The organism is Streptomyces dioscori (assembly GCF_003024195.1).
GTDB lineage: Bacteria > Actinomycetota > Actinomycetes > Streptomycetales > Streptomycetaceae > Streptomyces > Streptomyces dioscori.
In genome coordinates this window covers 57425-82611 of record NZ_KZ679044.1, presented here as the reverse complement: position 1 = coordinate 82611, position 25187 = coordinate 57425, and the positions used below count along the sequence as shown (strand labels likewise).

Annotated in this window: 22 protein-coding genes; 7 read left to right on the top strand and 15 right to left on the bottom strand. The window is 71.1% G+C overall.

Annotated features, from left to right (window positions below):
- Window positions 1-151 precede the first annotated feature (151 nt).
- Window positions 152-976 carry a maleylpyruvate isomerase family mycothiol-dependent enzyme gene (locus C6Y14_RS18930; RefSeq protein ID WP_107017913.1) on the top strand — a complete coding sequence of 275 codons (825 nt, stop codon included), beginning with the start codon at window positions 152-154 and terminating at the stop codon, window positions 974-976.
- A gap of 168 nt (window positions 977-1144) precedes the next feature.
- Here C6Y14_RS18930 and C6Y14_RS18925 read toward each other — a convergent pair whose 3' ends face one another.
- Both C6Y14_RS18925 and C6Y14_RS18920 read right to left on the bottom strand, forming a co-directional pair.
- Window positions 1145-2467, bottom strand: coding sequence for an MFS transporter (locus C6Y14_RS18925; protein WP_107017912.1), 1323 nt, complete (start codon window positions 2465-2467; stop codon window positions 1145-1147).
- Window positions 2464-3126: a GntR family transcriptional regulator gene (locus tag C6Y14_RS18920; RefSeq protein ID WP_107017911.1), complete on the bottom strand. Its 663-nt coding sequence runs from the start codon at window positions 3124-3126 to the stop codon at window positions 2464-2466. The genes C6Y14_RS18925 and C6Y14_RS18920 overlap by 4 nt, the downstream gene beginning before the upstream one ends.
- A gap of 203 nt (window positions 3127-3329) precedes the next feature.
- Here C6Y14_RS18920 and C6Y14_RS18915 point away from each other — a divergent pair, with 203 nt between their 5' ends.
- Entirely contained in the window at window positions 3330-4226 is an 897-nt protein-coding gene (locus C6Y14_RS18915) for a D-alanyl-D-alanine carboxypeptidase family protein (RefSeq protein WP_107017910.1), read from the top strand.
- A gap of 129 nt (window positions 4227-4355) precedes the next feature.
- Here C6Y14_RS18915 and C6Y14_RS18910 read toward each other — a convergent pair whose 3' ends face one another.
- From C6Y14_RS18910 to pdhA (C6Y14_RS18900), 3 genes are read right to left on the bottom strand one after another with little or no spacing between them, the layout of a single operon-like run.
- Complete coding sequence (locus tag C6Y14_RS18910) at window positions 4356-5945, bottom strand: dihydrolipoamide acetyltransferase family protein (protein ID WP_107017909.1); 1590 nt, start codon at window positions 5943-5945, stop codon at window positions 4356-4358.
- A gap of 10 nt (window positions 5946-5955) precedes the next feature.
- Window positions 5956-6936 (bottom strand): alpha-ketoacid dehydrogenase subunit beta, encoded by a 981-nt coding sequence (locus C6Y14_RS18905; RefSeq protein ID WP_107017908.1) that lies wholly within the window; start codon window positions 6934-6936, stop codon window positions 5956-5958.
- Window positions 6933-8105 (bottom strand): pyruvate dehydrogenase (acetyl-transferring) E1 component subunit alpha, encoded by a 1173-nt coding sequence (pdhA, locus tag C6Y14_RS18900; RefSeq protein ID WP_107017907.1) that lies wholly within the window; start codon window positions 8103-8105, stop codon window positions 6933-6935. Before pdhA (C6Y14_RS18900) ends, C6Y14_RS18905 begins: the two co-directional genes overlap by 4 nt.
- A gap of 408 nt (window positions 8106-8513) precedes the next feature.
- Here pdhA (C6Y14_RS18900) and C6Y14_RS18895 point away from each other — a divergent pair, with 408 nt between their 5' ends.
- Genes C6Y14_RS18895 through C6Y14_RS18885 form a run of 3 tightly spaced genes read left to right on the top strand, consistent with a single transcriptional unit; the run spans window position 8514 to window position 10841 of the window.
- A complete protein-coding gene (locus tag C6Y14_RS18895; protein WP_107017906.1) occupies window positions 8514-9176 on the top strand; it encodes a response regulator in 663 nt (220 codons plus the stop codon).
- Window positions 9177-9233: 57 nt separating this feature from the next.
- The gene (locus C6Y14_RS18890) at window positions 9234-9770 is read left to right on the top strand and encodes a pyridoxamine 5'-phosphate oxidase family protein (RefSeq protein ID WP_318658061.1); all 537 of its coding nucleotides are present in this window, start codon (window positions 9234-9236) and stop codon (window positions 9768-9770) included.
- A 45-nt stretch (window positions 9771-9815) separates the two neighbouring features.
- Window positions 9816-10841: a phosphotransferase gene (locus C6Y14_RS18885; RefSeq protein ID WP_225891151.1), complete on the top strand. Its 1026-nt coding sequence runs from the start codon at window positions 9816-9818 to the stop codon at window positions 10839-10841.
- Between the two features lie 98 nt (window positions 10842-10939).
- Here the strand turns inward: C6Y14_RS18885 and C6Y14_RS18880 are convergent, their stop codons facing one another.
- A complete protein-coding gene (locus C6Y14_RS18880; RefSeq protein ID WP_107017905.1) occupies window positions 10940-12493 on the bottom strand; it encodes a protein kinase domain-containing protein in 1554 nt (517 codons plus the stop codon).
- A 352-nt stretch (window positions 12494-12845) separates the two neighbouring features.
- Between C6Y14_RS18880 and C6Y14_RS18875 the strand changes: the two genes are divergently transcribed.
- Window positions 12846-14522, top strand: coding sequence for a protein kinase domain-containing protein (locus C6Y14_RS18875; protein ID WP_107017904.1), 1677 nt, complete (start codon window positions 12846-12848; stop codon window positions 14520-14522).
- Between the two features lie 134 nt (window positions 14523-14656).
- Here the strand turns inward: C6Y14_RS18875 and C6Y14_RS18870 are convergent, their stop codons facing one another.
- Together C6Y14_RS18870 and C6Y14_RS18865 are read right to left on the bottom strand one after the other, a co-directional pair.
- On the bottom strand, window positions 14657-15199 hold the full coding sequence (locus tag C6Y14_RS18870) for a bacterial proteasome activator family protein (protein WP_107017903.1): 543 nt from the start codon (window positions 15197-15199) through the stop codon (window positions 14657-14659).
- Between the two features lie 86 nt (window positions 15200-15285).
- Window positions 15286-15861 carry a PadR family transcriptional regulator gene (locus tag C6Y14_RS18865; RefSeq protein ID WP_107017902.1) on the bottom strand — a complete coding sequence of 192 codons (576 nt, stop codon included), beginning with the start codon at window positions 15859-15861 and terminating at the stop codon, window positions 15286-15288.
- A gap of 199 nt (window positions 15862-16060) precedes the next feature.
- Here C6Y14_RS18865 and C6Y14_RS18860 point away from each other — a divergent pair, with 199 nt between their 5' ends.
- A complete protein-coding gene (locus C6Y14_RS18860; protein ID WP_225891150.1) occupies window positions 16061-16426 on the top strand; it encodes a hypothetical protein in 366 nt (121 codons plus the stop codon).
- A 230-nt stretch (window positions 16427-16656) separates the two neighbouring features.
- On the opposite strand, the gene C6Y14_RS18855 is transcribed toward C6Y14_RS18860, so the two are convergent.
- The 7 genes from C6Y14_RS18855 to pdhA (C6Y14_RS18825) form a co-directional block, all read right to left on the bottom strand.
- Entirely contained in the window at window positions 16657-17637 is a 981-nt protein-coding gene (locus tag C6Y14_RS18855) for an NAD(P)H-quinone oxidoreductase (RefSeq protein ID WP_107017901.1), read from the bottom strand.
- 77 nt (window positions 17638-17714) lie between these two features.
- Window positions 17715-18812 (bottom strand): potassium channel family protein, encoded by a 1098-nt coding sequence (locus C6Y14_RS18850; protein WP_107017900.1) that lies wholly within the window; start codon window positions 18810-18812, stop codon window positions 17715-17717.
- Entirely contained in the window at window positions 18809-20188 is a 1380-nt protein-coding gene (locus tag C6Y14_RS18845) for a molybdopterin molybdotransferase MoeA (protein WP_107017899.1), read from the bottom strand. Before C6Y14_RS18845 ends, C6Y14_RS18850 begins: the two co-directional genes overlap by 4 nt.
- Entirely contained in the window at window positions 20185-21105 is a 921-nt protein-coding gene (locus C6Y14_RS18840) for an NTP transferase domain-containing protein (protein WP_107017898.1), read from the bottom strand. Before C6Y14_RS18840 ends, C6Y14_RS18845 begins: the two co-directional genes overlap by 4 nt.
- 100 nt (window positions 21106-21205) lie before the next feature.
- On the bottom strand, window positions 21206-22903 hold the full coding sequence (locus C6Y14_RS18835; protein WP_107017897.1) for a dihydrolipoamide acetyltransferase family protein: 1698 nt from the start codon (window positions 22901-22903) through the stop codon (window positions 21206-21208).
- Complete coding sequence (locus tag C6Y14_RS18830) at window positions 22903-23907, bottom strand: alpha-ketoacid dehydrogenase subunit beta (protein ID WP_107017896.1); 1005 nt, start codon at window positions 23905-23907, stop codon at window positions 22903-22905. Before C6Y14_RS18830 ends, C6Y14_RS18835 begins: the two co-directional genes overlap by 1 nt.
- Window positions 23904-25082, bottom strand: a complete 1179-nt coding sequence (gene pdhA, locus C6Y14_RS18825; protein ID WP_107017895.1) for a pyruvate dehydrogenase (acetyl-transferring) E1 component subunit alpha — start codon at window positions 25080-25082, stop codon at window positions 23904-23906. Before pdhA (C6Y14_RS18825) ends, C6Y14_RS18830 begins: the two co-directional genes overlap by 4 nt.
- Window positions 25083-25187 lie beyond the last annotated feature (105 nt).

Sequence of the window (25187 nt, the reverse complement as noted above, 5' to 3'; positions counted from 1 at the left end):
ACCACCGTCCTGGCATTCGAGCCTTTGATACGGGCCTACGATCGTCACACGAAAGCACTGCCGGGGTGCCTCACAGCAGCGTAACTTAGCGTCCCAAGACACCCGCAGCCTGTGTTCTGCCCGCGCCCAACCGCCCGAGGGGTCCCGTTCCGTGAGTCTGCATCCCAGCCTTCAGTCCTACGCCGACGCCTGGACGCACTCCATCGACGCGATATCCGATCTCGTGTCCCCGCTGGTGGAGGGCGAATGGAATCGGCGGACTCCATGCCCTGGCTGGTCGGTGCGCGACATCGTCTCCCATGTGATCGGCCTCGACTGCGAGGCGCTGGGCGACCCCCGACCGATCCACACGCTTCCCCGCGACCTGTACCACGTGACGAACGAGCACCAGCGGTACATGGAGATGCAGGTCGACGTCCGCCGTCACCACACCGCTCCGGAGATGACCTCCGAGCTGGAGTACACGATCATCCGCCGCAACCGTCAGCTGCGTAACGAGTCGCGCCGGCCCGACGCGCTGGTGCGCGGCCCGCTCGGTACCGAGGTCACCCTCGAAGAGTCCATGCGCAACCGGGCGTTCGACCTGTGGGTGCACGAGCAGGACCTGCGCATCACGCTCGGCCGGCCGGGCAACCTCGACTCCCCGGGCGCGTACGTCACTCGTGACGTCCTGCTCAGCAGGCTCCCCAAGGTCGTCGCCAAGGACGCGGGCGCACCGGCGAACTCGGCGGTCGTCTTCGACGTCCACGGCCCCGTCGAGTTCCTGCGCACGGTCCGGGTCGACGCCGACGGTGTCGGTTCGATAGACGGTTCCCCCTCACTCGGCCCGGCCGCCACCCTCGCCCTCGACTGGGAGACCTACGTCCGCCTGGCCTGCGGCCGCGTAACCCCGGAGTCGGTCGCGGACCGCCTGAAAACAGAGGGCGACCCGGACCTCACGGCAGCGATCCTCCACAACTTCACGGTCACGCCCTAGCACGAGCCTTATAGCCCGTCCGGCGTTTGAGGACGAGCCTTGTAGCCCGTCCGGCGTTTGAGGACGAGCGCGAAGCGCGATCAGGGGGCGAGGGGGCGCAGCCCCCATGCAGGTACGGGAACGGGTAGGGGCGGCGGGGGCGAGAAAAGCCCCCGCACACCCACCCCCCTACGCGGGCACGTGCACCGTCTCCACCCGACTCGCAACCAACCGCTCCCGCTCCCGCCGAGCCGCCAGCCTCCGCAACCGCAGGATCTGACTCAACCCGAGCGCCTGCAGCACGAACACCGCGGAGAACGCGACGCCGTAACTCCCCCCGGTGGCGTCCAGCAGCACCCCCACCGCGAACAACGTCGTCATGGACGCAACGAACCCACCCATGTTGGTGATGCCGGAGGCGGTCCCCTGCCGCTCGGGCGGATTGGCCGGCCGAGCGAAGTCGAACCCGATCATCGAAGCGGGCCCGCACGCACCGAGCACCACACACAGCACGACCAGCAGCCACATGGGCGCATGATCGGCGGGATAGGCGAGCGTCGCGGCCCACACCACGGCCGTCGACAGGACCGTGCCGAGCGCCAGCGGCAGCCGCGCCGCATGGTGCCGGGCGACGATCTGCCCGTACACCAGGCCTATCAGCATGTTGGAGAGCACGACGAGGGTGAGTAGTTCGCCGGCCGTCGCGCGGGACAGGCCCTGGGCCTCGACGAGGAACGGCAGTCCCCACAGCAGCAGGAAAACCATCGCCGGGAACTGGGTCGTGAAGTGCACCCACAGTCCGAGCCGGGTGCCGGGCTCCCGCCAGGACGCCGCGATCTGACGGCGTACGTAGGCGGCTCCCCGGTGCGGGAACGGCTCGGGCTCGTGGCCTTCGGGGTGGTCCTTCAGGAACGCCAGCATCAGGACGAGGACGACGACACCGGCGACCGAGCTGCCCGCGAACGCGGCCGTCCAGCCGACTCCGTGCAGCAGCCGGGCCAGGACGAGCGTCGAGACGAGGTTGCCCGCCATGCCGACCAGTCCGGCGAGCTGCGCGACCATCGGCCCGCGCCGGGCCGGGAACCAGCGCGAGCCGAGCCGCAGCACGCTGATGAACGTCATCGCGTCACCGCACCCGAGCAGCGCGCGCGAGGCCAGCGCCGTTCCGTACGTCGGGGAGAACGCGAAGCCCAGCTGGCCGATCGTGAACAGCACGACGCCGAAGGTCAGGACCTTCTTGGTGCCCAGCCGGTCGACCATCAGGCCGACGGGTATCTGCATGCCCGCGTAGACGAGGAGCTGGAGGATCGAGAAGGTGGAGAGCGCGGAGGCGTTGACGTGGAAGCGGTCGGCGGCGTCGAGGCCGGCCACACCCAGCGACGTACGGAAGATGACCGCGACGAAGTAGACGGAGACGCCGACGGACCAGACCGTCACGGCGCGACGGCCGCCGGGCGGATCGCCGGGTAGTGCCAGGGACGAGGAGGACGACGACGAGGACGGTGGACTCATCGGACGTCTCCCCGGGCGAGGTTGGAGAACCAGCTGACGTGCCGGTGCACCAGGTCGACCGCCGCCTCCGCGTCACCGGAGCGCAGCGCGTCGAGGATCTCCTGGTGCTCGGTGAGCGTCTTGGTGATCCGGTCCGGGTGGGCATGCATCACGGCGACGCCCATCCTCAGCTGCCGGTCGCGCAGCTGGTCGTAGAGGCGGGAGAGGATCTCGTTGCCCCCGCTGCGGACGATCTCGGCGTGGAAGCAGCGGTCGGTGACGGCGGCTCCGGCCAGATCACCTGCGGCGGCCTGCTCCTGCTGCTTGGCGAGGAGTTCGCTCAGGCGCTCGATCAGCGCGGGCGCGGCCGGCACCGCCTTGCGGATCGAGTGCTCCTCGACGAGCTGCCGGGTCTCCACCACGTCCGCGATCTCCTGCGCGGAGACGGGCAGGACGAGGGCTCCCTTTTTCGGGTAGAGCCGGATCAGCCCTTCGACCTCCAGTTTGAGCAGCGCCTCGCGCACCGGCGTCCGCGAGACGCCGACGGCCTCGGCCAGCTCGCCCTCGGTGAGCAGGGTCCCGCCCTCGTACCGGCGCTCCAGCACAGCTTGTTTGACGTGCGCGTATACGCGTTCGGCGGCGGGCGGCGACTTCACGGCGGGGGACGGGGCGGAAGGCATGCGCACAGCATAGATACAACACGTACGCATCGTCTCGGACGGTCCAGGATATGGACGAGGTAAAAAGGGGCACCCCGCTTCAGAAACTGCACATCCTTTTGTGCTACTCGTGTGTCTGAAGAGAAGGCGCCACTGGCAAGTGGACGCCCTCTTGGGGCATTTGACACCAGTTCGGTGTTTCCAACGTAATCGGGGTAATCGACTTGATAACTGCCATCAAGGGCACGCGCGTCCGCAGAGCTGCCGCAGTGGTCTTCACCACCGGAGCCGTGCTCGCGACCGGTGCCCTCGGCACGGCGCCCGCGCAAGCCCTCACGAAGCCCACGATCGCCGCCAAGGGCGGCTTCGTGATGAACAACGGCACGGGCACGTCGCTCTACACCAAGGCAGCGGACACCCGCCGCTCCACCGGCTCCACCACGAAGATCATGACCGCGAAGGTCGTGCTGTCCCAGCCGAACCTCAACCTGGACGCCAAGGTCACCATCCAGAAGGCGTACAGCGACTACATCGTCCGCAACACCGCGTCCTCCGCCCGTCTGATCGTCGGCGACAAGGTCACCGTCCGTCAGCTGCTGTACGGCCTGATGCTGCCGTCCGGCTGCGACGCGGCGTACGCCCTCGCCGACAAGTTCGGTTCGGGCTCGACGCGTGCCGCCCGAGTGAAGTCGTTCATCGGCAAGATGAACAAGCAGGCCAAGGACCTCGGCCTGACGAACACGAAGTTCGACTCGTTCGACGGCATCGGCAACGGTTCGAACTACTCGACGCCGCGTGACCTCACGAAGATCACCAGCAGCGCGCTGAAGAGTGCCAACTTCCGCGCGATCGTGAAGACGAAGAAGTACACGGCGAAGACCATCACGAAGACCGGCAGCACCCGCACGATGGCCGCGTGGACCAACACCAACGGTCTGCTCAGCAGCTACTCCGGTTCGATCGGTGTGAAGACCGGTTCCGGCCCGGAGGCCAAGTACTGCCTGGTCTTCGCCGCCACGCGCAACGGCAAGACCGTCGTCGGTACGGTCCTGGCGTCCACGTCCATCTCGGCCCGCGAGTCGGACGCGAAGAAGCTGATGAACTACGGCTTCGCCAGGTAACCAGCCCAGCTGAACCGACTGCGCCGTTCCCCGCGCCCCTTTCCAGGGGCGCGGGGAACGGCGCAATCTTTTGTCCTTGGGGGCGCGGGGAACTGCGCGACCAGCCCCCACCGTCCCGCAGAAGAACCACTACCCCCAAGTAATCAACCGCTTGGGCCGCTCAAGAACCGCCGCCACGTCCGCAAGCACCTTGGACCCCAACTCCCCATCGACCAGCCGATGATCGAAGGACAGCGCAAGGGTCGTCACCTGCCGAACCTTGACCTTCCCCTTGTGCACCCACGGCTGCGGCTTGATGGACCCGACGGCGAGGATCGCCGACTCACCGGGGTTGAGGATCGGCGTACCCGTGTCGACCCCGAACACCCCGACGTTGGTGATCGTCACCGTCCCGCCCTGCATGGCCGCCGGTGACGTACGCCCCTCGCGGGCGGTGCCGACCAGCTCACCCAGCGCCTCGGCGAGCTGCGGCAGCGTCTTGGCGTGCGCGTCCTTGATGTTCGGGACGATCAGACCGCGAGGCGTGGCCGCCGCGATGCCCAGGTTCACATAGTGCTTCCGCACGATCTCCTGGTTGGCCTCGTCCCATGAGGCGTTGACGTCCGGGTGGCGCTTGATGGCGACCAGCAGGGCCTTGGCGATCAGCAGCAGCGGGTTCACCCGCAGCCCCTGCATGTCGTTGTCCTGCTTGAGCTCCTCGACCAGCTTCATCGTGCGCGTCACATCGACCGTGACGAACTCGGTGACGTGCGGCGCCGTGAACGCCGAGCCGACCATCGCGGCCGCGATCGCCTTGCGGACGCCCTTCACCGGGACACGGGTCTCCCGCACACCGTCGTACGAGGCGGCCGGGGCGAGCGGGGTCACGGCCGGGGCCGGAGCACCGACGGGAGCCGAGGCCGTAGCGGGCGTCGCGGTGATCGCAGGTTCCTGGACGCCGGCCGGAGCCGGAGCCGGAGCAGACGCAGATGCAGACGCAGGAGCGGGAGCCACCGCCGCGTGCACGTCCTCGCGGGTGATGATCCCGTCCGGGCCGGAAGGCGTGACCGCCGCCAGATCCACCCCGAGGTCCTTGGCCAGCTTGCGCACGGGAGGCTTGGCGAGCGGTCGGGCGGCTGGGGCCGCGGAAGCCGCGTGTCCGTTCAGCTCGCCGTTGACCGCGGCGGCTGCCGCGGCCACCTCCGGCTGCTGGGCCGGCACACCTCTGCGGGGACGGCGCTTGGTGGAGGCCACCGAGACCCCGTACCCGACGAGAACCGGCTTGCGGCCCTCCGGCGGGGCCTCGGCCTCCGCGGCAGCGGCGGGAGCCGGAGTGGCGGCCGACGCCGCCGGGGCGGAAGTCGCCGGGGCGGTCACGGCCGCGGCCGGAGCCTCGGCCGCAGCGGTTGCAGCAGCAGGAGCAGCGGGAGCGGCCGAAGAGACCGGTACGGCCGCGTCGGCCGAAGCCGCCCCGCCGCCCACGTCCACCGCGATGATCACCTGGCCGACGTCCACCGTCGTCCCCTCGGGGAAGCGCAGCTCGTGCACCACCCCGTCGTAGGGGATCGGCAGCTCGACGGCGGCCTTGGCGGTCTCGACCTCGCAGACCACCTGCCCGTCCGTCACCGTGTCACCGGGCTGGACGTACCACTTGAGGATCTCCGCCTCGGTCAGGCCCTCGCCCACGTCGGGCATCTTGAACTCGCGCAGCCCCGAGGCCGTTTCAGTCATCGTCGTCACGACCTTCTCCTCAGTACGCCAGCGAGCGGTCGACGGCGTCGAGCACCCGGTCCAGGCCCGGCAGGTACTCGTCCTCCAGGCGGGCCGGCGGATACGGGGCGTGATAGCCGCCGACCCTGAGCACCGGGGCCTCCAGGTGGTAGAAGCTCCGCTCGGTGATCCGGGCGGCGATCTCCGCGCCCGTCCCGAGGAACACCGGCGCCTCGTGCACCACGACCAGGCGGCGGGTCTTCTCGACCGAGGCCTGGATGGCGTCGAAGTCGATCGGGGACATCGACCGCAGGTCCAGCACTTCGAGGGACTTGCCCTCTTCCTGGGCCGCCGCCGCGGCCTCCTGGCAGACCTTCACCATCGGCCCGTACGCGGCCAGGGTGAGGTCGGTGCCCTCGCGGACCACGCGCGCCTTGTGCAGCGGGGAGGGGATCGCCTCGCGGTTCACCTCGGACTTGTCCCAGTAGCGCCGCTTCGGCTCGAAGAAGATCACCGGGTCGTCGCTGTGGATGGCCTGCTGCATCATCCAGTAGGCGTCGCCCGCGTTCGAAGGGGAGACCACCTTCAGGCCCGCCACGTGCGCGAAGAGCGCCTCGGGGGACTCTGAGTGGTGCTCGACCGCGCCGATGCCGCCGCCGTACGGGATGCGGATGACGACGGGGAGTTTGATCTTGCCGAGCGCCCGCGCGTGCATCTTCGCGAGCTGCGTGACGATCTGGTCGTAGGCCGGGAAGACGAAGCCGTCGAACTGGATCTCCACGACCGGGCGGTAGCCGCGCAGCGCGAGGCCGATCGCGGTGCCGACGATGCCCGACTCGGCGAGTGGGGTGTCGATGACCCGGTCCTCGCCGAAGTCCTTCTGCAGGCCGTCCGTCACCCGGAACACACCGCCGAGCTTGCCGACGTCCTCGCCCATGATCAGGACCTTGGGGTCCGAGTCGAGGGCCGTGCGCAGCGATTCGTTGATCGCCTTGGCCAGCGCCATCTTTTCCGCTGTCATCGCTGAATGCCCTCCCCTTCATCGGCGAACGACGCCTGGTAGGCGGCGAACTGGGCCCGCTCCTCGTCGACGAGCGCGTGCCCGTCCGCGTACGCGTTCTCGAAGATGGCGAAGCGGTCCGGGTCCGGCATGGCACGGACGACTTCGCGTACTCGCTTGCCCAACGCCTCGCTCTCGGCTTCGAGTTCCGCGAAGAATCCCTCGTCCGCGTGGTTTGAGGCCTCCAGGTACGTGCGCAGGCGCAGGATCGGGTCCTTCGCCTCCCACGCCTCGCGCTCTTCGTCGGCCCGGTACTTGGTCGGGTCGTCGGAGGTGGTGTGGGCGCCCATGCGGTAGGTGTACGCCTCGACGAGGGTCGGCCCCTCGCCCCGGCGGGCCCGCTCCAGCGCCCACTTCGTGACGGCGAGGCAGGCGAGGACGTCGTTGCCGTCGACGCGGACGCCCGGGAAGCCGTACCCCTGCGCGCGCTGGTAGAGCGGGACGCGGGTCTGGCGCTCGGTGGGCTCGGAGATGGCCCACTGGTTGTTCTGGCAGAAGAACACGACGGGCGCGTTGTAGACCGCGGAGAAGGTGAACGATTCAGCGACGTCGCCCTGGCTGGAGGCGCCGTCCCCGAAGTACGCGATCACGGCCGAGTCGGCGCCGTCCTTGGCGATGCCCATGGCGTAGCCGGTGGCGTGCAGCGTCTGCGAGCCGATGACGATCGTGTACAGGTGGAAGTTGTTGCTGTTCGGGTCCCAGCCGCCGTTGTTCACGCCGCGGAACATGCCGAGCAGGTTGGCCGGGTCGACGCCGCGGCACCAGGCGACGCCGTGCTCGCGGTAGGTCGGGAAGACGTAGTCGTCCTCACGGGTGGCGCGCCCGGAGCCGATCTGGGCGGCCTCCTGGCCGAGCAGCGAGGCCCACAGGCCCAGCTCGCCCTGGCGCTGCAGGGAGGTGGCCTCGGCGTCGAAGCGCCGGGTGAGCACCATGTCGCGGTACAGGCCGCGCAGCTCTTCGGGGGTGATGTCGGCTACGTACGCGTCATATTCGCCATTCTTGACGCGCTTCCCCTCGGGGGTCAGCAGCTGTACGAGGTCCGGCTGGGCGCCCGGCGGCTTCTTCGCAGCGGTGCGCTTGGTACCGGCGCTGCGTCGCGGCTTGCGCGCGGCAGTGCTCTCCACGGTCACGTGTGCTCCTCCGTCGGTCCGGCCCCCGGGGTTGCCGGGAACTGGGGTTCCCCCAGCTCGTCGAGAGCCGGGGGAGCGGTTCGCCTGGTCCTCGTACCCGTGCACGGGGTGGGTGCCCTCGGCCGGGAACAGGCGTGACAGGTGCCCCGGCGAGCGCCCTGCAACAAGCACGTTACCCAGTGCTTCACATTTCTGTGAAACCCCTCCTGACCTGCGTTTTTGCTCGGAGTTCCAAGTACTTTTCACTCGGACTTCCAAGTACCTCGCGCGCGTCGGGAACAGTCGCTGGTCACAGCACTGGTAACAGCCTGGCAGGGGGCCGGAACACCGGCACGTTATCCCGGCCACCCCGGGGACGGGAAGGGCTCGACTGGCGCAAGCGGAAAGATCGTGTGTGAGACTGGCTCCGTGCGCGAAGCGGGAAAAATCACTGTTTTTCTTCTCGACGACCATGAGGTGGTCCGGCGGGGAGTTCATGAGCTGCTCTCGATGGAGGACGACATCGAGGTGGTCGGCGAGGCCGGTACGGCGGCCGACGCGCTGGCGCGAATTCCGGCCACGCGCCCCGACGTCGCCGTGCTGGACGTGCGGCTGCCGGACGGCAGCGGGGTGGAGGTCTGCCGCGAGATCCGCTCCAAGGACGAGTCGATCAAGTGCCTGATGCTCACCTCCTACGCCGACGACGAGGCCCTCTTCGACGCGATCATGGCGGGCGCCTCGGGCTACGCGCTGAAGGCGATCCGCGGCGACGAACTGCTCTCGGCGATCCGTGACGTGGCGGCCGGCAAGTCCCTGCTCGACCCGGAGGCGACCGCCCGCGTCCTGGAGCGGCTGCGCGACGGCGGCAGCCCCAAGGGGGACGCCAGGCTCGCCAAGCTCACCGACCAGGAGCGCAGGATCCTCGACCTGATCGGTGAGGGGCTCACCAACCGCGTGATCGGCGAGCGGCTGCATCTCGCGGAGAAGACCATCAAGAACTACGTCTCCAGCCTGCTGGCCAAACTCGGCATGGAGCGGCGCGCGCAGGCCGCCGCCTACGTGGCCCGGATGCAGGCGGGCCGGCAGCAGTGAGCTGAGGCCGCGGCACGGCGGAAGCCCCGCGGCGGGAAACCTCGCGGCGGGAGCTTCGTGACGGGAAACCTCGCGGCGGCCAACATCGCGGCCGGGAACGGGACCTACGGCCCGCGTACAGGGGCCCGGCGCCCCTTCTCCCGGCTCCCCCGGCTGCCGCAGATTGAGGGCATGCCGACCGACCAGCACATCGCCGCCGGCCTGCTCGGCCGCGTCGAGTACGGCCGGGTGGCGGCCAGCGTGCGCGCCCTGCCCTTCCTGGCACCGGCCCGCCATGTCGTCGTGGGCGGTCGCCTCCTGCTGAGGATGCACCGGGGCCACGGTCACCACCGGGTGTGCGCGGGCAGTGTCGTCGCGTACGGCGCGGACAACCTCGCTTCCGCCCCCGCGGGCACCGAGCGCTGGTCGGTCCAGGTCGTCGGGTGGTGCGAGAGCGCCGAGCCGACCGACGCCCAGCTCGACCGCTTCGGCCCCGGCCCGCTGCGCGTGGACGGCAGCCCCTTCGAGGCCGTCTACCTGGAGATCGCACCCAGCATGGCCACCGTGCACTCCCTGGGCATCGCCGCGGAGCACCCGAACGAGCACAATAAGTAATGAGCACGATACGGAGGGTCCCTCCGGTGCCCTAACATCTGGCGCGTGCCGCGCTCATCTGTCTCACCCGCTCCCTCCCCCGCACCCCCGCTGGGCGCCCTGCTGCGCCGGTACGCCGCCGGGGCGCCGCTGGCCTGTGAACCCGTCGACCAAGGGCTGCTCAACCGCGGCTACCGGCTCAACACCACCCGGGGCCGGTACTTCCTCAAGCACCACTTCGACCCCGAGACGGCCGACCCCGCGGCGATCGCCCGCCAGCACCGCGCGACCCAGCGGCTCGCCGACCTGGGCGTCCCGGTGGCTCCGCCGCTGGCCGGGAAGGACGGCCGGACGGTCGCTGTGATCGGCGGCCACGCGTACGCCCTGCACCCCTGGATCGACGGACGGCACCGCGGCGGCGCCCAGCTCACCCCCGAGCAGTGCCGCCGCCTCGGCGCCCTCCTGGGGGTCGTCCACGCGTCCCTGGAACAGGTGATGCCGCCGCGGGAGTCCGAGGAGCGGGCCGACAGCGCCGACCCCGTGGACACCTTCGCGCTCATCGACGACCTGCTCGCCCGGGTACGCCGCCACCGCCCGGCCGACACCTTCGACGAACTGGCCCGGCACCGCCTCCTGGAGCGGCGCACCCTCCTGGAACGGCACGCGGACCGGCTGCCCCCGCGGGGCGGCTCGGTGGGCTGGGTGCACGGGGACTTCCACCCCTTCAACGTGCTCTACAAAGGAAGTGCCCCCGCCGCGATCGTCGACTGGGACCGGCTCGGCGTCCAGCCGCAGGCCGAGGAGGCGGTACGGGCCGCCGTGATCTTCTTCGTGCGCCCCGCCGGCACGCTCGACCTGCCGAAGGTACGGGCCTACGCGCGCGCGTACCGCCGCTCCGCGCGGGCCACCCCGGCCGAACTCTCGGCCGCCGTGCACCGGGTGTGGTGGGAGCGCCTCAACGACTTCTGGATACTGCGCTGGCACTACGAACGCGGCGACACCCGGGCCGACTCCCAGTTCCCCGCGGCCTCCGCGCTGGCGGTGTGGTGGACCCGGGAGTACGACGCGGTGTGCGAGGCGTTCGTGGGGTGAGGCCCACCGCCGGATCCCGGACGAACGCACGCGCGCGTGGAGCCCTTTTCGGGCTCCACGCGCGCGTGGGCAGTGCTCTGCGGGGACGGGTCGGCGGATCAGTCCTCGACGCCGGGGTCCCCGTTCGTGTTGCCACCGTCGTCCGCGGGTTCCGACGCGGTCGGCTCCTCCTCCGTGGGAGTCGGCTCCTCCTCCGTCTCCGTAGGAGTGGGCTCCTTCGTCGTCGGGTCGGCCGAGGGCTTGGACTCCGTGGGCGAGGGCGAGTAGGTCGGCGACGGCTCGTACGACGGCGTGTAGTCCGAGTTGCCGCCCGTGCTCGTGTCCTCGTCCGTCTCCTCGTCCGTCGGCTCGTCCGAGGTGTCCTCGCTGGGAGTGGTGTCCTTCTCGGTCTCCGAGGCGGTCGGCGTCGTCTTCGTGCCGGCCCCGCCACCCCCGCCGCCGCTGCCGTTCATCGCCAGCGCCACTCCCGCCGCGATCGCTATCACCGCGAAGACTGCGAGGATCCACATCTTGCCGCGGCCGCTGCCCCGGTTGCCGTGCCCCTCGAAGCCGCCGTCGTCGCCTCCGCCCCGGCCCGGAGGCAGGAGCGGTGAAGGGATCTGGGCGGTGCCCGAGTCACCGGGGTGCGGCAGCCCGGCCGCGCCCGCGAGACCCAGCGCCGGAGTGGTCATGCCCTCGTGCGCGGCCACCGGGCCGGTGTTCCAGGTGCCGGTGTGGCCGCCCTGGTCGTACAGCATCTGCAGCGCGTACTGGACGAGGCCGCGCATCTCCTCGGCGGTCTGGAACCGGTCGTCCGGCTCCTTCGCGAGGGAGCGCATGACCAGGCCGTCGAGCTCCGGCGGCGTCGCGTCCGAGACCTCGGACGGGGGCACCGGAATGTCCTGGACGTGCTGGTAGACCACCGACAGCGGGGTCTCACCGGTGAACGGGGGCCGCAGCGCGAGGAGTTCGTAGAGCAGACAGCCCGTCGCGTACAGGTCGCTGCGGTGGTCGACCGCCTTGCCGAGCGCCTGCTCCGGGGAGAGGTACTGGGGCGTGCCCATGACCATGCCGGTCTGGGTCATGGTCGACTGGGCGCCGTGCAGGGCGCGCGCGATGCCGAAGTCCATCACCTTGACCGCACCGGTGTCGGTGATGATCACGTTCGCGGGCTTGATGTCCCGGTGCACGATGCCGTGCTGGTGCGAGTAGGCGAGCGCTTCGAGCACACCGGAGACGATGATCAGCGCCTGCTCGGGCCCGGGGGCCTCGGCGTTGATCAGGAGGTCGCGGATCGTGCGGCCCTCGACGAGCTCCATCACGATGTACGGGACGACCTGGTGGGGGAGGACGTCCTCGCCCGAGTCGTAAACCGCCACCACCGCATGGTGGTTGAGGCCGGCGACCGACTGGGCCTCGCGGGTGAAGCGGGCCTTCGAGGTCGGGTCCTCGGCCAGGTCGGAACGGAGCAGCTTGACCGCCACGGTCCGCCCCAGCCGGACGTCCTCGGCCGCGAACACCTCGGCCATACCACCCCGGCCGAGTCTGTGGGTGAGCCGATACCGGCCGTCCCCGACCAGTCCGCCGTTACCCCACAACTCCGGCGCATCTGACATACCGCCGCCAGTCGCCTCGGGGTCGGACGGGCCCTGAGCGCGCTGCTGCTGTGCCATCAGTCCTCGCCGTCGTTTCTGTCCGCACCGGTCGACGTAGTACGCGCGGTGGTTGTTACGGTCTCCGTCGGGCCACGCTACAGCCTCCACGCGAAGCGCCGGTCCGTGATGGACCCGCTCGCGGAACCCGCGGCCGGTCCGCGGGTGCACATTGTGTGTACCGGCCGTACAGCACCTGTAACGCTTCCGCGACGCTTCCTACGCGTACGGTCACGGAACGGGCACCGAGCTTGACGTGTCAGTGCCCTCCGGCAGACTTGGCCTGAATAACACCAGAGATCACCGGCCGCGGGAGCCACACCAGACGACTTCGCCCGCGTGACGGCGCACTGCCGATGGGGGACGCGGAAAGATGAGCCAGGACGGCGGACACGGGCGGTACGTGGGGCGATCGGTCGCCGGCGGGCGCTACCAGCTGCGCGACCTGCTCGGCGAGGGCGGCATGGCGTCCGTGCACCTCGCCTACGACTCGGTGCTCGACCGGCAGGTCGCGATCAAGACACTGCACACCGACCTCGGCCGTGAGCAGGCCTTTCGCGAGCGGTTCCGCCGCGAGGCCCAGTCGGTGGCCAAGCTCACGCACACGAACATCGTCTCGGTCTTCGACACCGGCGAGGACACCCAGCTCGAAGGCGGCTCCGGGGCGCCGACCCCGTACATCGTCATGGAGTACGTGGAGGGCCGGCCGCTCGGCTCGGTCCTCGACCAGGACGTCGCGCAGTACGGCGCCATGCCCGTCGACAAGGCGCTGAAGATCACCGCGGACGTGCTGGCCGCGCTGGAGATCAGCCACGAGATGGGGCTGGTCCACCGCGACATCAAGCCGGGCAACGTCATGATGACGAAGCGCGGCGTGGTCAAGGTGATGGACTTCGGCATCGCCCGCGCCATGCAGTCCGGTGTGACCTCCATGACCCAGACCGGCATGGTCGTCGGCACTCCGCAGTACCTCTCCCCCGAGCAGGCCCTCGGCCGCGGTGTCGACGCCCGCTCCGACCTGTACTCGGTCGGCATCATGCTCTTCCAACTGGTCACCGGGCGGCTGCCGTTCGAGGCGGACTCACCGCTGGCCATCGCGTACGCGCACGTCCAGGAGACACCCGTCGCGGCCTCCTCGGTCAACCGCTCGCTGCCGCCGGCCGTGGACGCGCTGATCGCCCGTGCGCTGAAGAAGAACCCGAACGAGCGTTTCGTCAGCGCGGAGTCGATGCGGGACGAGTGCCTGCGCGTGGCCCAGTCCGTGCAGGCGGTGCCCCCGAGCATCGTGCCGGGCGTGCAGACGTCCAGCGGAGCCGGTGTGGGCTCCGCGGTGTTCCCGCCGGTCGACCATTCGGCGCAGGCACCCCAGGGCAACGTGCAGACGCCGTACCAGCCTGGTCCCTACGGCCCGTCGACGCCCGCGCCCACTCCGGCGCCGAACCCCGCGCACGCGCCGACTCCGTCGTACGGCTATCCCCAGCAGGGCGGCTACCCGACCCCGCACCAGACCGCCGCGTACAGCCCGCAGCAGGGCCTGACGACCCCGCCGCCGTACACGATGTCCCCGCAGTCCGCGGGCGCCTCCGGCGGTGGCGGCAAGAGCAACATGCCGGTGATCGTGGGCTCGATCGTCGTCGCGCTGCTCGCCATCGGCGGGCTGATCACCGCTCTGTCGATGGGCGGTGGCGACGACGACAAGAAGACGGACGCCGCCAACAGCGCCCGCGCGTCCGCCTCCGAGGAGGCCGCGGGGGAGAACCACAAGGGTCCGGACACCACGAAGAAGATCGACACGACCGAGTGCACGGAGCCCGACGAGTCGTACAACGACGCCGACAAGATCAAGGTCCCGAACTTCAAGTTCAAGAACATCGATTCCGTGAAGGCGTGCTTCCAGGCGGCGGGCTGGCAGTACGAGGCCAAGACGGTGGACGAGAACGCGTACGGCGAGGGCACGGTCATGACCCAGATCCCCGAGGCGGAGACGGACGTCGACCCCAAGAGCATGCCGAAGATTCAGCTCTATGTGTCGACGGGCGACCCCGCCTGATCCGTCGCGAACCGCCGTAGAAGCAGTAGTGCGAGAGGGGCCCGGCATCTCTGCCGGGCCCCTCTCGCACTACTGCTTCTCGTATGGCTGCGTCTCGAACGACTGCGTGTACAGGTACGGTCCCCTGACTGCGTCTACAGGTACGGGCCGCCCGAACGGCCGCCCGCCCGCGGGTCCACCAGCTCTTCCTCACCGCCCGCGCCCGGCGGCAGCGCCCGGCGCATCTGCTCCAACTGGGCCCTGGCCGCCATCTGCTGGGCGAACAGGGTGGTCTGGATCCCGTGGAAGAGACCCTCCAGCCAGCCGACCAACTGAGCCTGCGCGATCCGCAGTTCGGCGTCGGAGGGGATGCCGTCGTCCGTGAACGGCAGGGAGAGCCGCTCCAGTTCGTCGACGAGATCGGGCGCGAGCCCGTCCTCCAGCTCCTTCACCGAGCTGGCGTGGATCTCCTTGAGCCGTACCCGGCTCGCCTCGTCCAAGGGTGCCGCACGCACCTCCTCCAGCAGCTGCTTGATCATGCTCCCGATGCGCATGACCTTGGCCGGCTGTTCCACCATCTCCGTCACCGGAATCTCTCGGGAGTCCTCGTCTCCACCGCCACCGAGAGCCATCCCGTCCTGGCCTACGACCAGGATCTGGGGGTTCTCCGGTGACCTCTCGTTCCTCGGCATCTCCATGCCGCCATTCTCTCGCACTCACACACGTCACCAGCGTGGTGCCCCCTCCAGGGCGTGATCCACCCTGTACGAACGTCCGCCCCGCGTCAGGCGGGCGGCGGCGACGGGGGCGGCGGCTCCGTCGCCGCCGCCTCCGCGAGCCGCAGCAGCCGGGCCTCGCAGTGGTCCAGCCAGCGGATCTCGGCCTCCGCGCGGAAGATCAGATGCTCCAGCACCAGCAGCCGCGCCACCTCGTCCCGGTGCGCGGGCGCCTCCGCGAGCGACCGGGCCCTGAGCCGGGTGTACGTGTGCATGGCCTCCGAGAGATACCGCCGCTGCGCCTCCACGACCGCCCGGACGTCGGCTCCCGGCGCCCCGACCGCCATGGCCAGCTTGATCGCCAGTTCGTCGCGCGGCAGATTCGATCGCTCCACGGGACGGATGAACCAGGACCGCAGCTCGGCCCGTCCGGCGTCCGTCAGCGCGTACAGCACGTGTCCCGCCTCGTCGGCGCCCTGCTGTACGACCAGGCCGTCCCGTTCCAGCCGGGCGAGGGTCGTGTAGACCTGGCCGATGTTCAGCGGCCAGGTCGAGCCGGTGCGCGCCTCGAACTCGGTGCGCAGCCGGGAGCCGTAGCGGGGACCGCGCTCCAGGAGCGCCAGCAGGCCATGGCGTATCGACATACCCGATCTGTACCCCGTACACCTGTGCGCGGCACGGCTGCCACTGAGCGTGACAGGACCGGGCGGCCGGGGTTCCGGGCTCCGGATGCCGGTGCGCGCACGCCGTGTGAGGCTGAATCCGCTGATCTTGGATCCTCCGTACCGTCCTCCGTACCGGGAGGGGGTCACCGACGTGACTCCGTGGCTTCGCACTCTTCGCGTGACCGGCCTGCTGCTGCCTCTGCTGGCGGGCCCCGCGTTCACGCCGTACGCCGCCGCGTACGAGCCGGTCCCCGCCGAGTCGCGGGCCGGCAGCCGGGCGGGAGAGGGCCGCGAGCGCCCTGGCCGGGAGACGCCCCCGCCGCCGGAGGACACCCCGTCGGCTCACCCGGACAGCGCAGAGCCCCAGGAGCCCTCGCGGCCCCCGGAGCGGCCCGCCCGCCCCGTCGACGCACACGACGCGGCCGACCACCCGGTACGCCCCTCGGAACCCACCCTCCAGGTACTCCCCCTGGGCACCGGCCTGATCCTGATCGGCCTGGGCCTGGCCCTGGCCTTCCTCTCCCTACGAACCCGCCGAAGCTGAAATCTCCACTCCCGCCCGCGCCAAGAACAAGGCGAGGCGAAGCCTTCGCCTGTCAGGGGCGCGGGGAACTGCGCGGCCAGCCCCCACCGACCCGCACCCGAACCGAAGGCTCCACTCTCACCACCCGCGCGAACACGCCAAGGCGAGCCCGTCACTCCTCAGGGGCGCGCGGAACTGCGCGACAAGCCCCCACCGACCCGCACCCAGAACCCCGCCCCCAGCCGGTAGGCCTACGGCAACGTGAGCAGCACCTTCCCGATGTGACTGCTCTCCTCCAACACCCGATGCGCCGCAGCAGCATCACGCATGGGAAGCTCCCGATCAACGATCGGCCGCACACGCCCACCAGCCACCAACGGCCACACATGCTCCCGTACGGCCGCCACGATCGCCGCCTTCTCCGCACCCGGCCGCGCCCGCAACGACGTGGCGGTGACAGCGCCGCGCTTGCTCAGCAGCGCCCCGATGTTCAGCTCCCCCTTGGCCCCGCCCTGCATCCCGATGATCGCGAGCCGCCCGTTCGCGGCAAGAGCGGTGACATTGCGCCCCAGATACTTCGCCCCCATGTTGTCGAGAACGACATCCGCGCCTACCCCGTCCGTGGCCGCCTTGATCTCCTCGACGAAATCCTGCTCGCGGTAGTTGATGAGCACGTCCGCACCCAGCTCCGCGCAGAAGTCCAGCTTCGCCTTGCTGCCCGCCGTGACGGCGACCTTCGCCCCGACGGCCTTGGCCAACTGGATCGCCATCGTGCCGATCCCGCTCGATCCACCGTGCACCAGCAGCGTCTCGCCGGGCCGCAGGTGGGAGATCATGAACACGTTGGACCAGACCGTGCAGGACACCTCGGGCAGCGCGGCCGCCTTGTCGAGGTCGACGCCCTCGGGCACGGGCAGCAGCTGCCCGGCCGGGACGGCCACCTTCTCCGCGTACCCGCCGCCCGAGAGCAGCGCGCACACCTCGTCCCCGACGTTCCACCCCGAGGTGCCGGGTCCGAGCGCGGCGACCCGTCCGGAGCATTCGAGCCCCGGGTACGGGGACGCGCCGGGCGGTGGGTCGTAGAAACCCTGCCGCTGCAGCAGATCGGCGCGGTTGGCCGCGCTGGCCACCACCTCAACCAGCACTTCGCCCTCGCCGGGCACCGGGTCCGGGACCTCGTCCCACACCAGCGCCTCGGGCCCACCAGGTTCGGGAATCGTGATCGCTCGCATGCGGGCGAGGCTACTCCCGGCAGCCCGTCACGCGGGGATTGAGCCCGCCACGTGGGGTGCAACCCGCCACGCGCGGCTCAGTCCTGCGGCAGCGGCTTCAGGTCCGGTGCGACGTGGCTGTGGGGACTGACCCGCACGATGGTGATCAGCCGGTCCATCAACTGCAGCTTCCCGATGGCCGGATCGTCGTAGCCGAGCACCCGATGCCCCCGTACGACGCTCACCACCAGGTCCTCGATCTCGCGGACTCCCTTGCCGACCTCGGCCTTTATGACGGGCCGCTCGGTGATGTCGAGCCCGCTGCCCTGCTGGATGAGGTCCTCCATGACCATGCCCGCGCTGGGGCTGAGCACGGAGAGACCGAGCAGCCGGCCGGCGGCACTCGCGCTGGTGATGACGGCGTCGGCACCGGACTGCTTCAGCAGCGGCGCGTTCTCCTCCTCGCGCACGGCGGCCACGATCTTCGCCTTGCGGTTGAGCTGCCGGGCCGTCAGCGTGACGAGTACGGCGGTGTCGTCGCGCTGGGTCGCGATGATGATCTGCCGGGCCCGCTGCACCTCGGCCCGCAGCAGTACGTCACTGCGCGTGGCATCGCCGATCACCCCCGCGTACCCGTCCGCCGTCGCCGCCTCGATCACCTTCGAGCTGGGGTCGACGACCACGACCTGCTCCTTCTTCAGCCCCGTCGCACACACGGTCTGAATCGCCGAGCGGCCCTTCGTGCCGAACCCGATGACAACGGTGTGGTCCCGCAAAGCGGTCCTCCAGCGGTTCAGTCGCCACTCCTCCCGGGTCCGTTCGGTGAGGACTTCGAGAGTGGTGCCGACCAGGATGATCAGGAACAGCACGCGCAGAGGCGTGATCAGGAAGATATTGGTGAGGCGGGCACCGTCACTGACCGGGGTGATGTCCCCGTACCCGGTGGTGGAGAGCGTGACGGTCGCGTAGTAGAAGGCATCGAGCAGGTCGACCGACTTGTCGGAGTTGTCGGTGTACCCCTCGCGGTCGAAATAGACGATGAAAGCCGTGCCGACCAGCACCAGCAACGCCATGAGGACGCGTTTGGTGACCTGGAACAGAGGGCGTTCCACCCGCTGGCGCGGCAGCTCCACCCGATGGGTGACCAGGCGTTCGCCCGCCTGGCGGGCGATCGCGTCGTGGCCCGGAAGTTTCACGTGAAACACACCTCGATCCCAGCCATGGCCCAGGGCAGGTCGAGGATCTCAAGTTCCTGACCCGGCCGTGCACCGCCCGGCGGCACGACCGCGAGCGCGTCGGCCACGGCGATACCCCGCAGCATGGCCGGCCCGTTGTAGTGCAGCGGCGCGGCCCGCTCCCCGCGCAGCACGACAGGAACGAGCCGGGTGTCGTACGGGTGCCCGTGCACGCTGTCCTGAAGGGGCAGCGTGTACGGCTCCGGCGCCGCGCGTCCCGCGAGGGTGCGCAGCAGTGGCTCGGCGAGCGTGAGGAGGCCGGAGACGGCGGCGAGCGGATTGCCCGGCAGCCCGACGAGGTGCTGGTTCTCCTTGAGGCGCGCCAGGAGCATCGGGTGGCCGGGACGCACCTGGACGCCGTCCACCAGGAGTTCGGCGCCGAGGCGGCGCAGGATCGGGTGGACGTGGTCCACGGGTCCGGCGGCGGTGCCCCCGGTCGTGACGATCAGGTCGGCATCGGAACGCCTGAGGGCCTTGCGCAGGGCTTCGGCGTCGTCGCCGAGCCGGCGTACCGCGATGACCTCCGCGCCGAGCGCGCGCAGCCAGGACGGCAGCATCGGGCCGAGCGCGTCCCGGATCAGCCCGTCGTGCGGCAGCCCTTCGGTGAGCAACTCGTCGCCGAGGACCAGGATTTCCGCACGGGGCCGGGGGAGGGCGGCGACGGTGTCGTATCCGGCGGCGGCCGCGAGCCCGAGCACGGCCGGGGTGACCAGCGTGCCGGGGGGCAGCAGGGGGTCGCCGGCGCGGCACTCCTGGCCGCGGGGCCGGATGTCCTGACCGTGCACGACGTCCCGTGTCGCGTACAGCCGCTCCTTCTCGTCGGTGCGGCCGTGCTCACTGCGGATCACGGCGGAGGTGTCCTGCGGGATCCGCGCGCCGGTGGCGATCCTGACCGCCTCGCCGTCGGTGAGCCGCTGCGGTTGGGCATGTCCCGCGAGTACCCCCTCGGCCCGCACGTCCCACGGGCCGGGACCCGCGACCGCCCAGCCGTCCATCGCGGACGTGTCGAAGGACGGCAGGTCCGAGAGCGCGGCGAGCGGTGCGGCGAGGACGAGGCCCAGCGCGGCGTCCAGCGTGACGGAGACGGCGGTGTCCGGGCGGCGTGGGGCCCGCCCGGCGATGGCGCGGGCCCGCTGCCAGGGCGTGGCGGTGTGGTGCTCGGTGTGCTGCTCGGCGGTGTCCTTCCGGCTCCCGGCTGCCGGGGCCGGGGAGGGCACCGGACGGGAGGCTCCGGTGGATCCGGAGTCGTCGGGCACCGGGGCACCGCCTTCCTTGACCAGGGCCAGGGCTTCCTCGACGTCGAAGTCGATCTCCTCGAACTGCCCCGAGGCGGTCATCCGGCGTCCGGGCCGGTGGACTCGGCCTCCGCCGCCCAGCGCAGCGCGAGTGCCGCGGCCTTGCGGGCGGCCTCCGCGACTGCTTCGGGGCCGCCCTCGGCCCGGCCCGCCGCGTATCCGACGAGGAACGTCGTCAGCGGGGCCGCCGGGCGGGCCACGCCGTGGGCGGCGTCGCGGGCGAGGTCGAGCAGGACGTCGGTGTCGACGTCCAGGTCGATGCCCAGTTCGTCCTTGACTGCGGTGATCCATTCATCCAACACGTGCCCATGCTCCCTGATACGTGCCCGGGCGGCGGCGATGTCGTCCCAGGTGTCGCAGTCGAAGGACGCGACGGGGTCGGTGATTCGGGTCAGTTCGAGCGCGCCGGTGAGCCGCCGCAGCGGCAGACCGGTCAGTTCACCGTGCTCGGCGCGCAGCGCCGTCAGCCCGCGTCGCAGCGCCGAGCGGCGGTACGCGGCCACGAGGGGCTGATCGCGGCCACCGGGGTCGGTGAGCAACACGCCCTCGCCGTCGCTCTCATGAAGAGCGGTCAGCAGCTTCCGTACCGTCTCCCGGTCCAGGAACGGCAGATCGGCGGAGAGCACGACGACGTACTCGGCGGTGGTGTGCCGCAGGCCGGCGTCCAGCGCGGCCAGCGGGCCCCCGCCGGGAGGGTCCTCGCGCGCCCACTCGACGGGGCGCGCGGTGGGCCGGGGCTCCGCGACGACCACGGTGACGGCCGCGCCGGAACAGGCGGCGAGGACACGGTCGAGCAGCGCGCGACCGCCGACGCGCACGCCCGGTTTGTCCGCGCCACCGAGACGGCGGGCGGCGCCTCCGGCCAGTACGACGGCGTCGTGGCCGTCCGTACCGGGTGCGCCGGAGGAACCGGATGCGTCGGAGGAACCGGATGCGCTGGGTGGCTCGAACGCGGTCACCCCACGAGTATGGGTGCCCGATGGATCATTTCCACCCCCGCGCACAGCATGTGGACGGGGGTGGCGGCGGACGGCCACGGGCTCTGCCGGGCCGCGGGGGTCACAAGGTCCGCAGCAGCACCGCCGGTTGCTCCACACAGTCCGCCACATACCGCAGGAAACCGCCCGCCGTTCCGCCGTCGCACACCCGGTGGTCGAAGGTGAGCGAGAGCTGTACGACCTTCCGCACCGCCAACTCGCCCTCGTGCACCCAGGGCTTGGGGACGATCCGGCCGACGCCGAGCATGGCCGCCTCGGGGTGGTTGATGATCGGGGTCGAGCCGTCGACACCGAACACGCCGTAGTTGTTCAGCGTGAAGGTCCCGCCGGTGAGGTCCGCCGGGGTGAGCGTCCCGGTCCTGGCCGCCTCGGTGAGCCGGGCGAACTCCGCGCTCAGCGACTCCGCGTCCCTGCTGTGCGCCCCCTTCACCACCGGCACGACGAGTCCGCGCTCGGTCTGCGCGGCGAACCCGAGGTGCACCTCGTCGAGCCGGACGACCTCGCGGGCTTCCATGTCGACCGTCGAGTTGAGCTCGGGGAACCGGCCCAGCGCGGCGGTGCAGATACGGGCGAGGAGCGCGAGCAGGGAGATCTTCGGCCCGCCCGCCTCGTTCATCGCCGTGCGCGCGTGCATCAGTTCCGTCGCGTCGGCGTCCACCCAGCAGGTCGCGTCGGGGATCTCGCGCCGGCTCCGGGAGAGCTTGTCGGCGACGGCACCGCGGATGCCCTTGAGGGGGACGCGGGTGCCCGCCCGGGGGGCTGCGGTGCCCGCCCGGGGGGCTGCGGTGCCGGACGCGTGCGGGGTGGCCGGTACGGGTGCCGCCGCCGGGCCCTGCTCCGGCCGCGCGACGGCCGGGCCGGCGGACGGGACGGACGGGACGTACGGGACGGAGGCACCGGCCCGTACGGCGTGCTCCACGTCCGCACGCGTGATCAGACCGTCAGGTCCCGAACCGGCCAGCGCCCGCAGGTCCAGCCCGTTCTCCCGGGCCAGCCGCCGCACGAGCGGCGAGATCACCGGCACGGGGCCGTCGGGCCGGGGCCCGGCATCGACACCGACACCGACACCGACCGTAGGCGGCTGCTCCTCGCGGACGGAAAGCCGGACGGTGGTCGCGGACGCCCCATCGCCGGACAGGTCGACACGGGTCCGGTCCGTGCCGGTCCGGTCCGCGACAGTCCGGTCGGCACCGGGCCGATCCGCGCCGGACAGGTCCTCACCAGGCCGATCCGGGCCGAGCCGGGCCATCCCGGACCGGTCCGCGGAAGTCCGGTCCGGGGCGGATGACCCGCCCGGTGACCGGTGGCCCGGCGCCGCACCGGGCGCGGGCGGTCGTACCCTGCGGCGCCGCGCCGGAGGCGCCTGCGTGCCGTACCCCACGAGCACGTTCCCGGAGCCCTCGTCCCCGTCTCCGGCTCCCCGCGTCCCGGAGACCGGCGCGTCGAGGGCCGCCGCGTCCCGGCCCGGCGCACCGAGGTCCGCCGTGCCGAATCCCGGCGTGCCGGAAGCCGCCGCTCCCACCGCGACCGTCAGCAGCGGCGAGCCCACGGGCAGTTCGGTGCCCTCTTCTCCGTAGCGGGCCGTGACCACGCCGCCGTACGGGCAGGGGACCTCGACCATCGCCTTGGCCGTCTCGACCTCCACCACGGGCTGGTCGACGGCGACGACATCGCCGACCTGGACGAGCCAGCGGACGATCTCGGCCTCGGTGAGCCCCTCGCCGAGGTCGGGCAGTTTGAACTCCAGGACCTGGGCCATCAGCTCTGTGCCTCCCACTGCAGCCGGGCCACCGCGTCCAGGATCCGGTCGACGCCGGGCAGATGGTGCCGCTCCAGCATCGGCGGCGGATACGGGATGTCGAACCCGGCGACGCGCAGCACCGGCGCCTCCAGGTGGTGGAAGCACCGCTCGGTGACCCGCGCGGCGATCTCCCCGCCGGGCCCTCCGTAGCCGCCCGACTCGTGCACCACGACGGCCCGGCCGGTGCGGCGCACGGACGCGGCGACCGTCTCGTCGTCGAAGGGCACCAGGGAGCGAAGGTCGACGACCTCCAGGTCCCAGCCCTCGGCCCGCGCCGCGTCCGCGGCCTCCAGGCAGACGGGCACGGACGGCCCGTACGTGATGAGCGTGGCGCTGCGGCCCGGCCGGCGGACCACCGCGCGGCCGATCGGCTCCACGGCCTGCGGCTCGTCGGGGTTCCAGGAGTCCTTCGACCAGTACAGCCGCTTGGGCTCCAGGAAGACGACCGGGTCGTCGGAGGCGATGGCCTCGCGCAGCAGCCCGTACGCGTCGGCGACCGTCGCGGGGGTCACGACATGCAGCCCCGGAGTCGCCATGTAGTACGCCTCGGAGGAGTCGCTGTGGTGCTCCACCCCGCCGATGCCGCCGCCGTAGGGCACGCGCACGGTCAGGGGCAGCGGCATCGCCCCGCGCGTGCGGTTGCGCATCTTCGCCACGTGCGAGATCAGCTGCTCGAAGGCCGGGTACGCGAAGGCGTCGAACTGCATCTCCACGACCGGCCGAAGCCCGTACATGGCCATGCCGACCGCCGTGCCGAGGATGCCCGCCTCGGCCAGCGGGGTGTCGGTGACCCGGTCCTCGCCGAACTCCTTCGCGAGGCCGTCGGTGACCCGGAAGACACCGCCGAGGGCGCCCACGTCCTCACCCATCACATGGACGGTGGGGTCGTCGGTCATGGCGTCGCGCAGGGCCCGTCCGAGCGCCTGCGCCATGGTGGCCGGCTTCACCGCGACGGTGGTCATCGCGTGGTTCCTTCCGGCTCGTGCGACTGCGCGTCCGCGTCGTCGTCATGGTGGCGCGCCTCGGCGTCCAGCTCGGCGCGCAGCTGCGCCTCCTGCTCCAGGAGATGCGTGGTGGGCCGGGCGTAGACATGCGCGAACAGGTCCATGGGGTCGAGGACCGGGTCCTGGTTCATGCGCTCGCGCAGGTCCGCGGCCATCGCCTCGGCGTCCTCGCGCACGGCGCGCATCCCGTCCTCGTCGAGCAGTCCGCGCTCGGTGAGCTCGCGCTCCAAGAGGGCGATCGGGTCGTGCGCCCGCCAGGCCTCGACCTCCGCGTCCTCGCGGTAGCGCTTGTCGTCGTCCGCGTTGGTGTGGGCCTCCATGCGGTACGTCACCGCCTCCACGAGCGTCGGGCCGAGACCGGCGCGCGCGCGGGCGATCGCCTCGCCCAGGACCTCGTGCACCGCGGCGGCGTCGTTCCCGTCGACCAGCCGGCCCGGCATCCCGTACCCGACGGCCTTGTGGGCCAGTGAGGGGGCGGCGGTCTGCTTGGCGAGCGGGACGGAGATCGCGAAGCCGTTGTTCTGGACCAGGAAGACCACCGGGGCCTGCCATACGGCCGCGAAGTTCAGTGCCTCGTGGAAGTCGCCCTCGCTGGTGCCGCCGTCGCCGACCAGCGCGAGCGCGACCACGTCGTCGCCTTTGAGGCGGGCTGCGTGCGCGAGGCCCACGGCGTGCGGGAGCTGGGTCGCCAGGGGGGTGCACAGGGGGGCGATGCGGTGCTCGTGCGGGTCGTAGCCGGTGTGCCGGTCGCCGCGCAGGAGCGTCAGCGCCTGGACGGGGTCGAGGCCCCTGGCGACCGCCGCGAGGGTGTCCCGGTAGCTCGGGAAGAGCCAGTCGCGCTCTTCGAGGACGAGCGCGGCGGCGACCTCACAGGCCTCCTGGCCGGTGGACGAGGGGTAGACCGCGAGACGGCCCTGCTTGGTGAGGGCGGTGGCCTGCGCGTTGTACCGGCGGCCCCGCACGAGCTCCGCGTACAGCCGGCGCAGCAGATCCGGGTCGGCCCGATCGGCCGCCCGGGTGCCGAGGACGCGGTGGGGCAGCGCGTCGGGCAGCAGCGGCGCGGGATCGGTACGTGGCTGCCAGGCGGGCGGGGGCGTCGGCCGGTATGCGCCTCGCTGCTCCATGACCGTCATGTCGGCACCTCCTCGTGGGAGTCGCTTCGAGAGGCCCGCCGAGAGTGACGCGCCTCACCTACCGATTGTTCGGTCGTCGGCACATTTTGGCTACAGGCACCCTCA

What these genes read in the sequence shown, in the direction of transcription:
- C6Y14_RS18870 (WP_107017903.1), bottom strand. Translation starts at nt 15,199, where the DNA reads ATGGAGATGCCGAGGAACGAGAGGTCACCGGAGAACCCCCAGATCCTG.
- C6Y14_RS18905 (WP_107017908.1), bottom strand. Translation starts at nt 6,936, where the DNA reads ATGACAGCGGAAAAGATGGCGCTGGCCAAGGCGATCAACGAATCGCTG.
- C6Y14_RS18920 (WP_107017911.1), bottom strand. Translation starts at nt 3,126, where the DNA reads ATGCCTTCCGCCCCGTCCCCCGCCGTGAAGTCGCCGCCCGCCGCCGAA.
- C6Y14_RS18855 (WP_107017901.1), bottom strand. Translation starts at nt 17,637, where the DNA reads ATGCGAGCGATCACGATTCCCGAACCTGGTGGGCCCGAGGCGCTGGTG.
- C6Y14_RS18845 (WP_107017899.1), bottom strand. Translation starts at nt 20,188, where the DNA reads ATGACCGCCTCGGGGCAGTTCGAGGAGATCGACTTCGACGTCGAGGAA.
- C6Y14_RS18865 (WP_107017902.1), bottom strand. Translation starts at nt 15,861, where the DNA reads ATGTCGATACGCCATGGCCTGCTGGCGCTCCTGGAGCGCGGTCCCCGC.
- C6Y14_RS18835 (WP_107017897.1), bottom strand. Translation starts at nt 22,903, where the DNA reads ATGGCCCAGGTCCTGGAGTTCAAACTGCCCGACCTCGGCGAGGGGCTC.
- C6Y14_RS18830 (WP_107017896.1), bottom strand. Translation starts at nt 23,907, where the DNA reads ATGACCACCGTCGCGGTGAAGCCGGCCACCATGGCGCAGGCGCTCGGA.
- C6Y14_RS18875 (WP_107017904.1), top strand. Translation starts at nt 12,846, where the DNA reads ATGAGCCAGGACGGCGGACACGGGCGGTACGTGGGGCGATCGGTCGCC.
- C6Y14_RS18925 (WP_107017912.1), bottom strand. Translation starts at nt 2,467, where the DNA reads ATGAGTCCACCGTCCTCGTCGTCGTCCTCCTCGTCCCTGGCACTACCC.
- C6Y14_RS18880 (WP_107017905.1), bottom strand. Translation starts at nt 12,493, where the DNA reads ATGGCACAGCAGCAGCGCGCTCAGGGCCCGTCCGACCCCGAGGCGACT.
- pdhA (WP_107017895.1), bottom strand. Translation starts at nt 25,082, where the DNA reads ATGACGGTCATGGAGCAGCGAGGCGCATACCGGCCGACGCCCCCGCCC.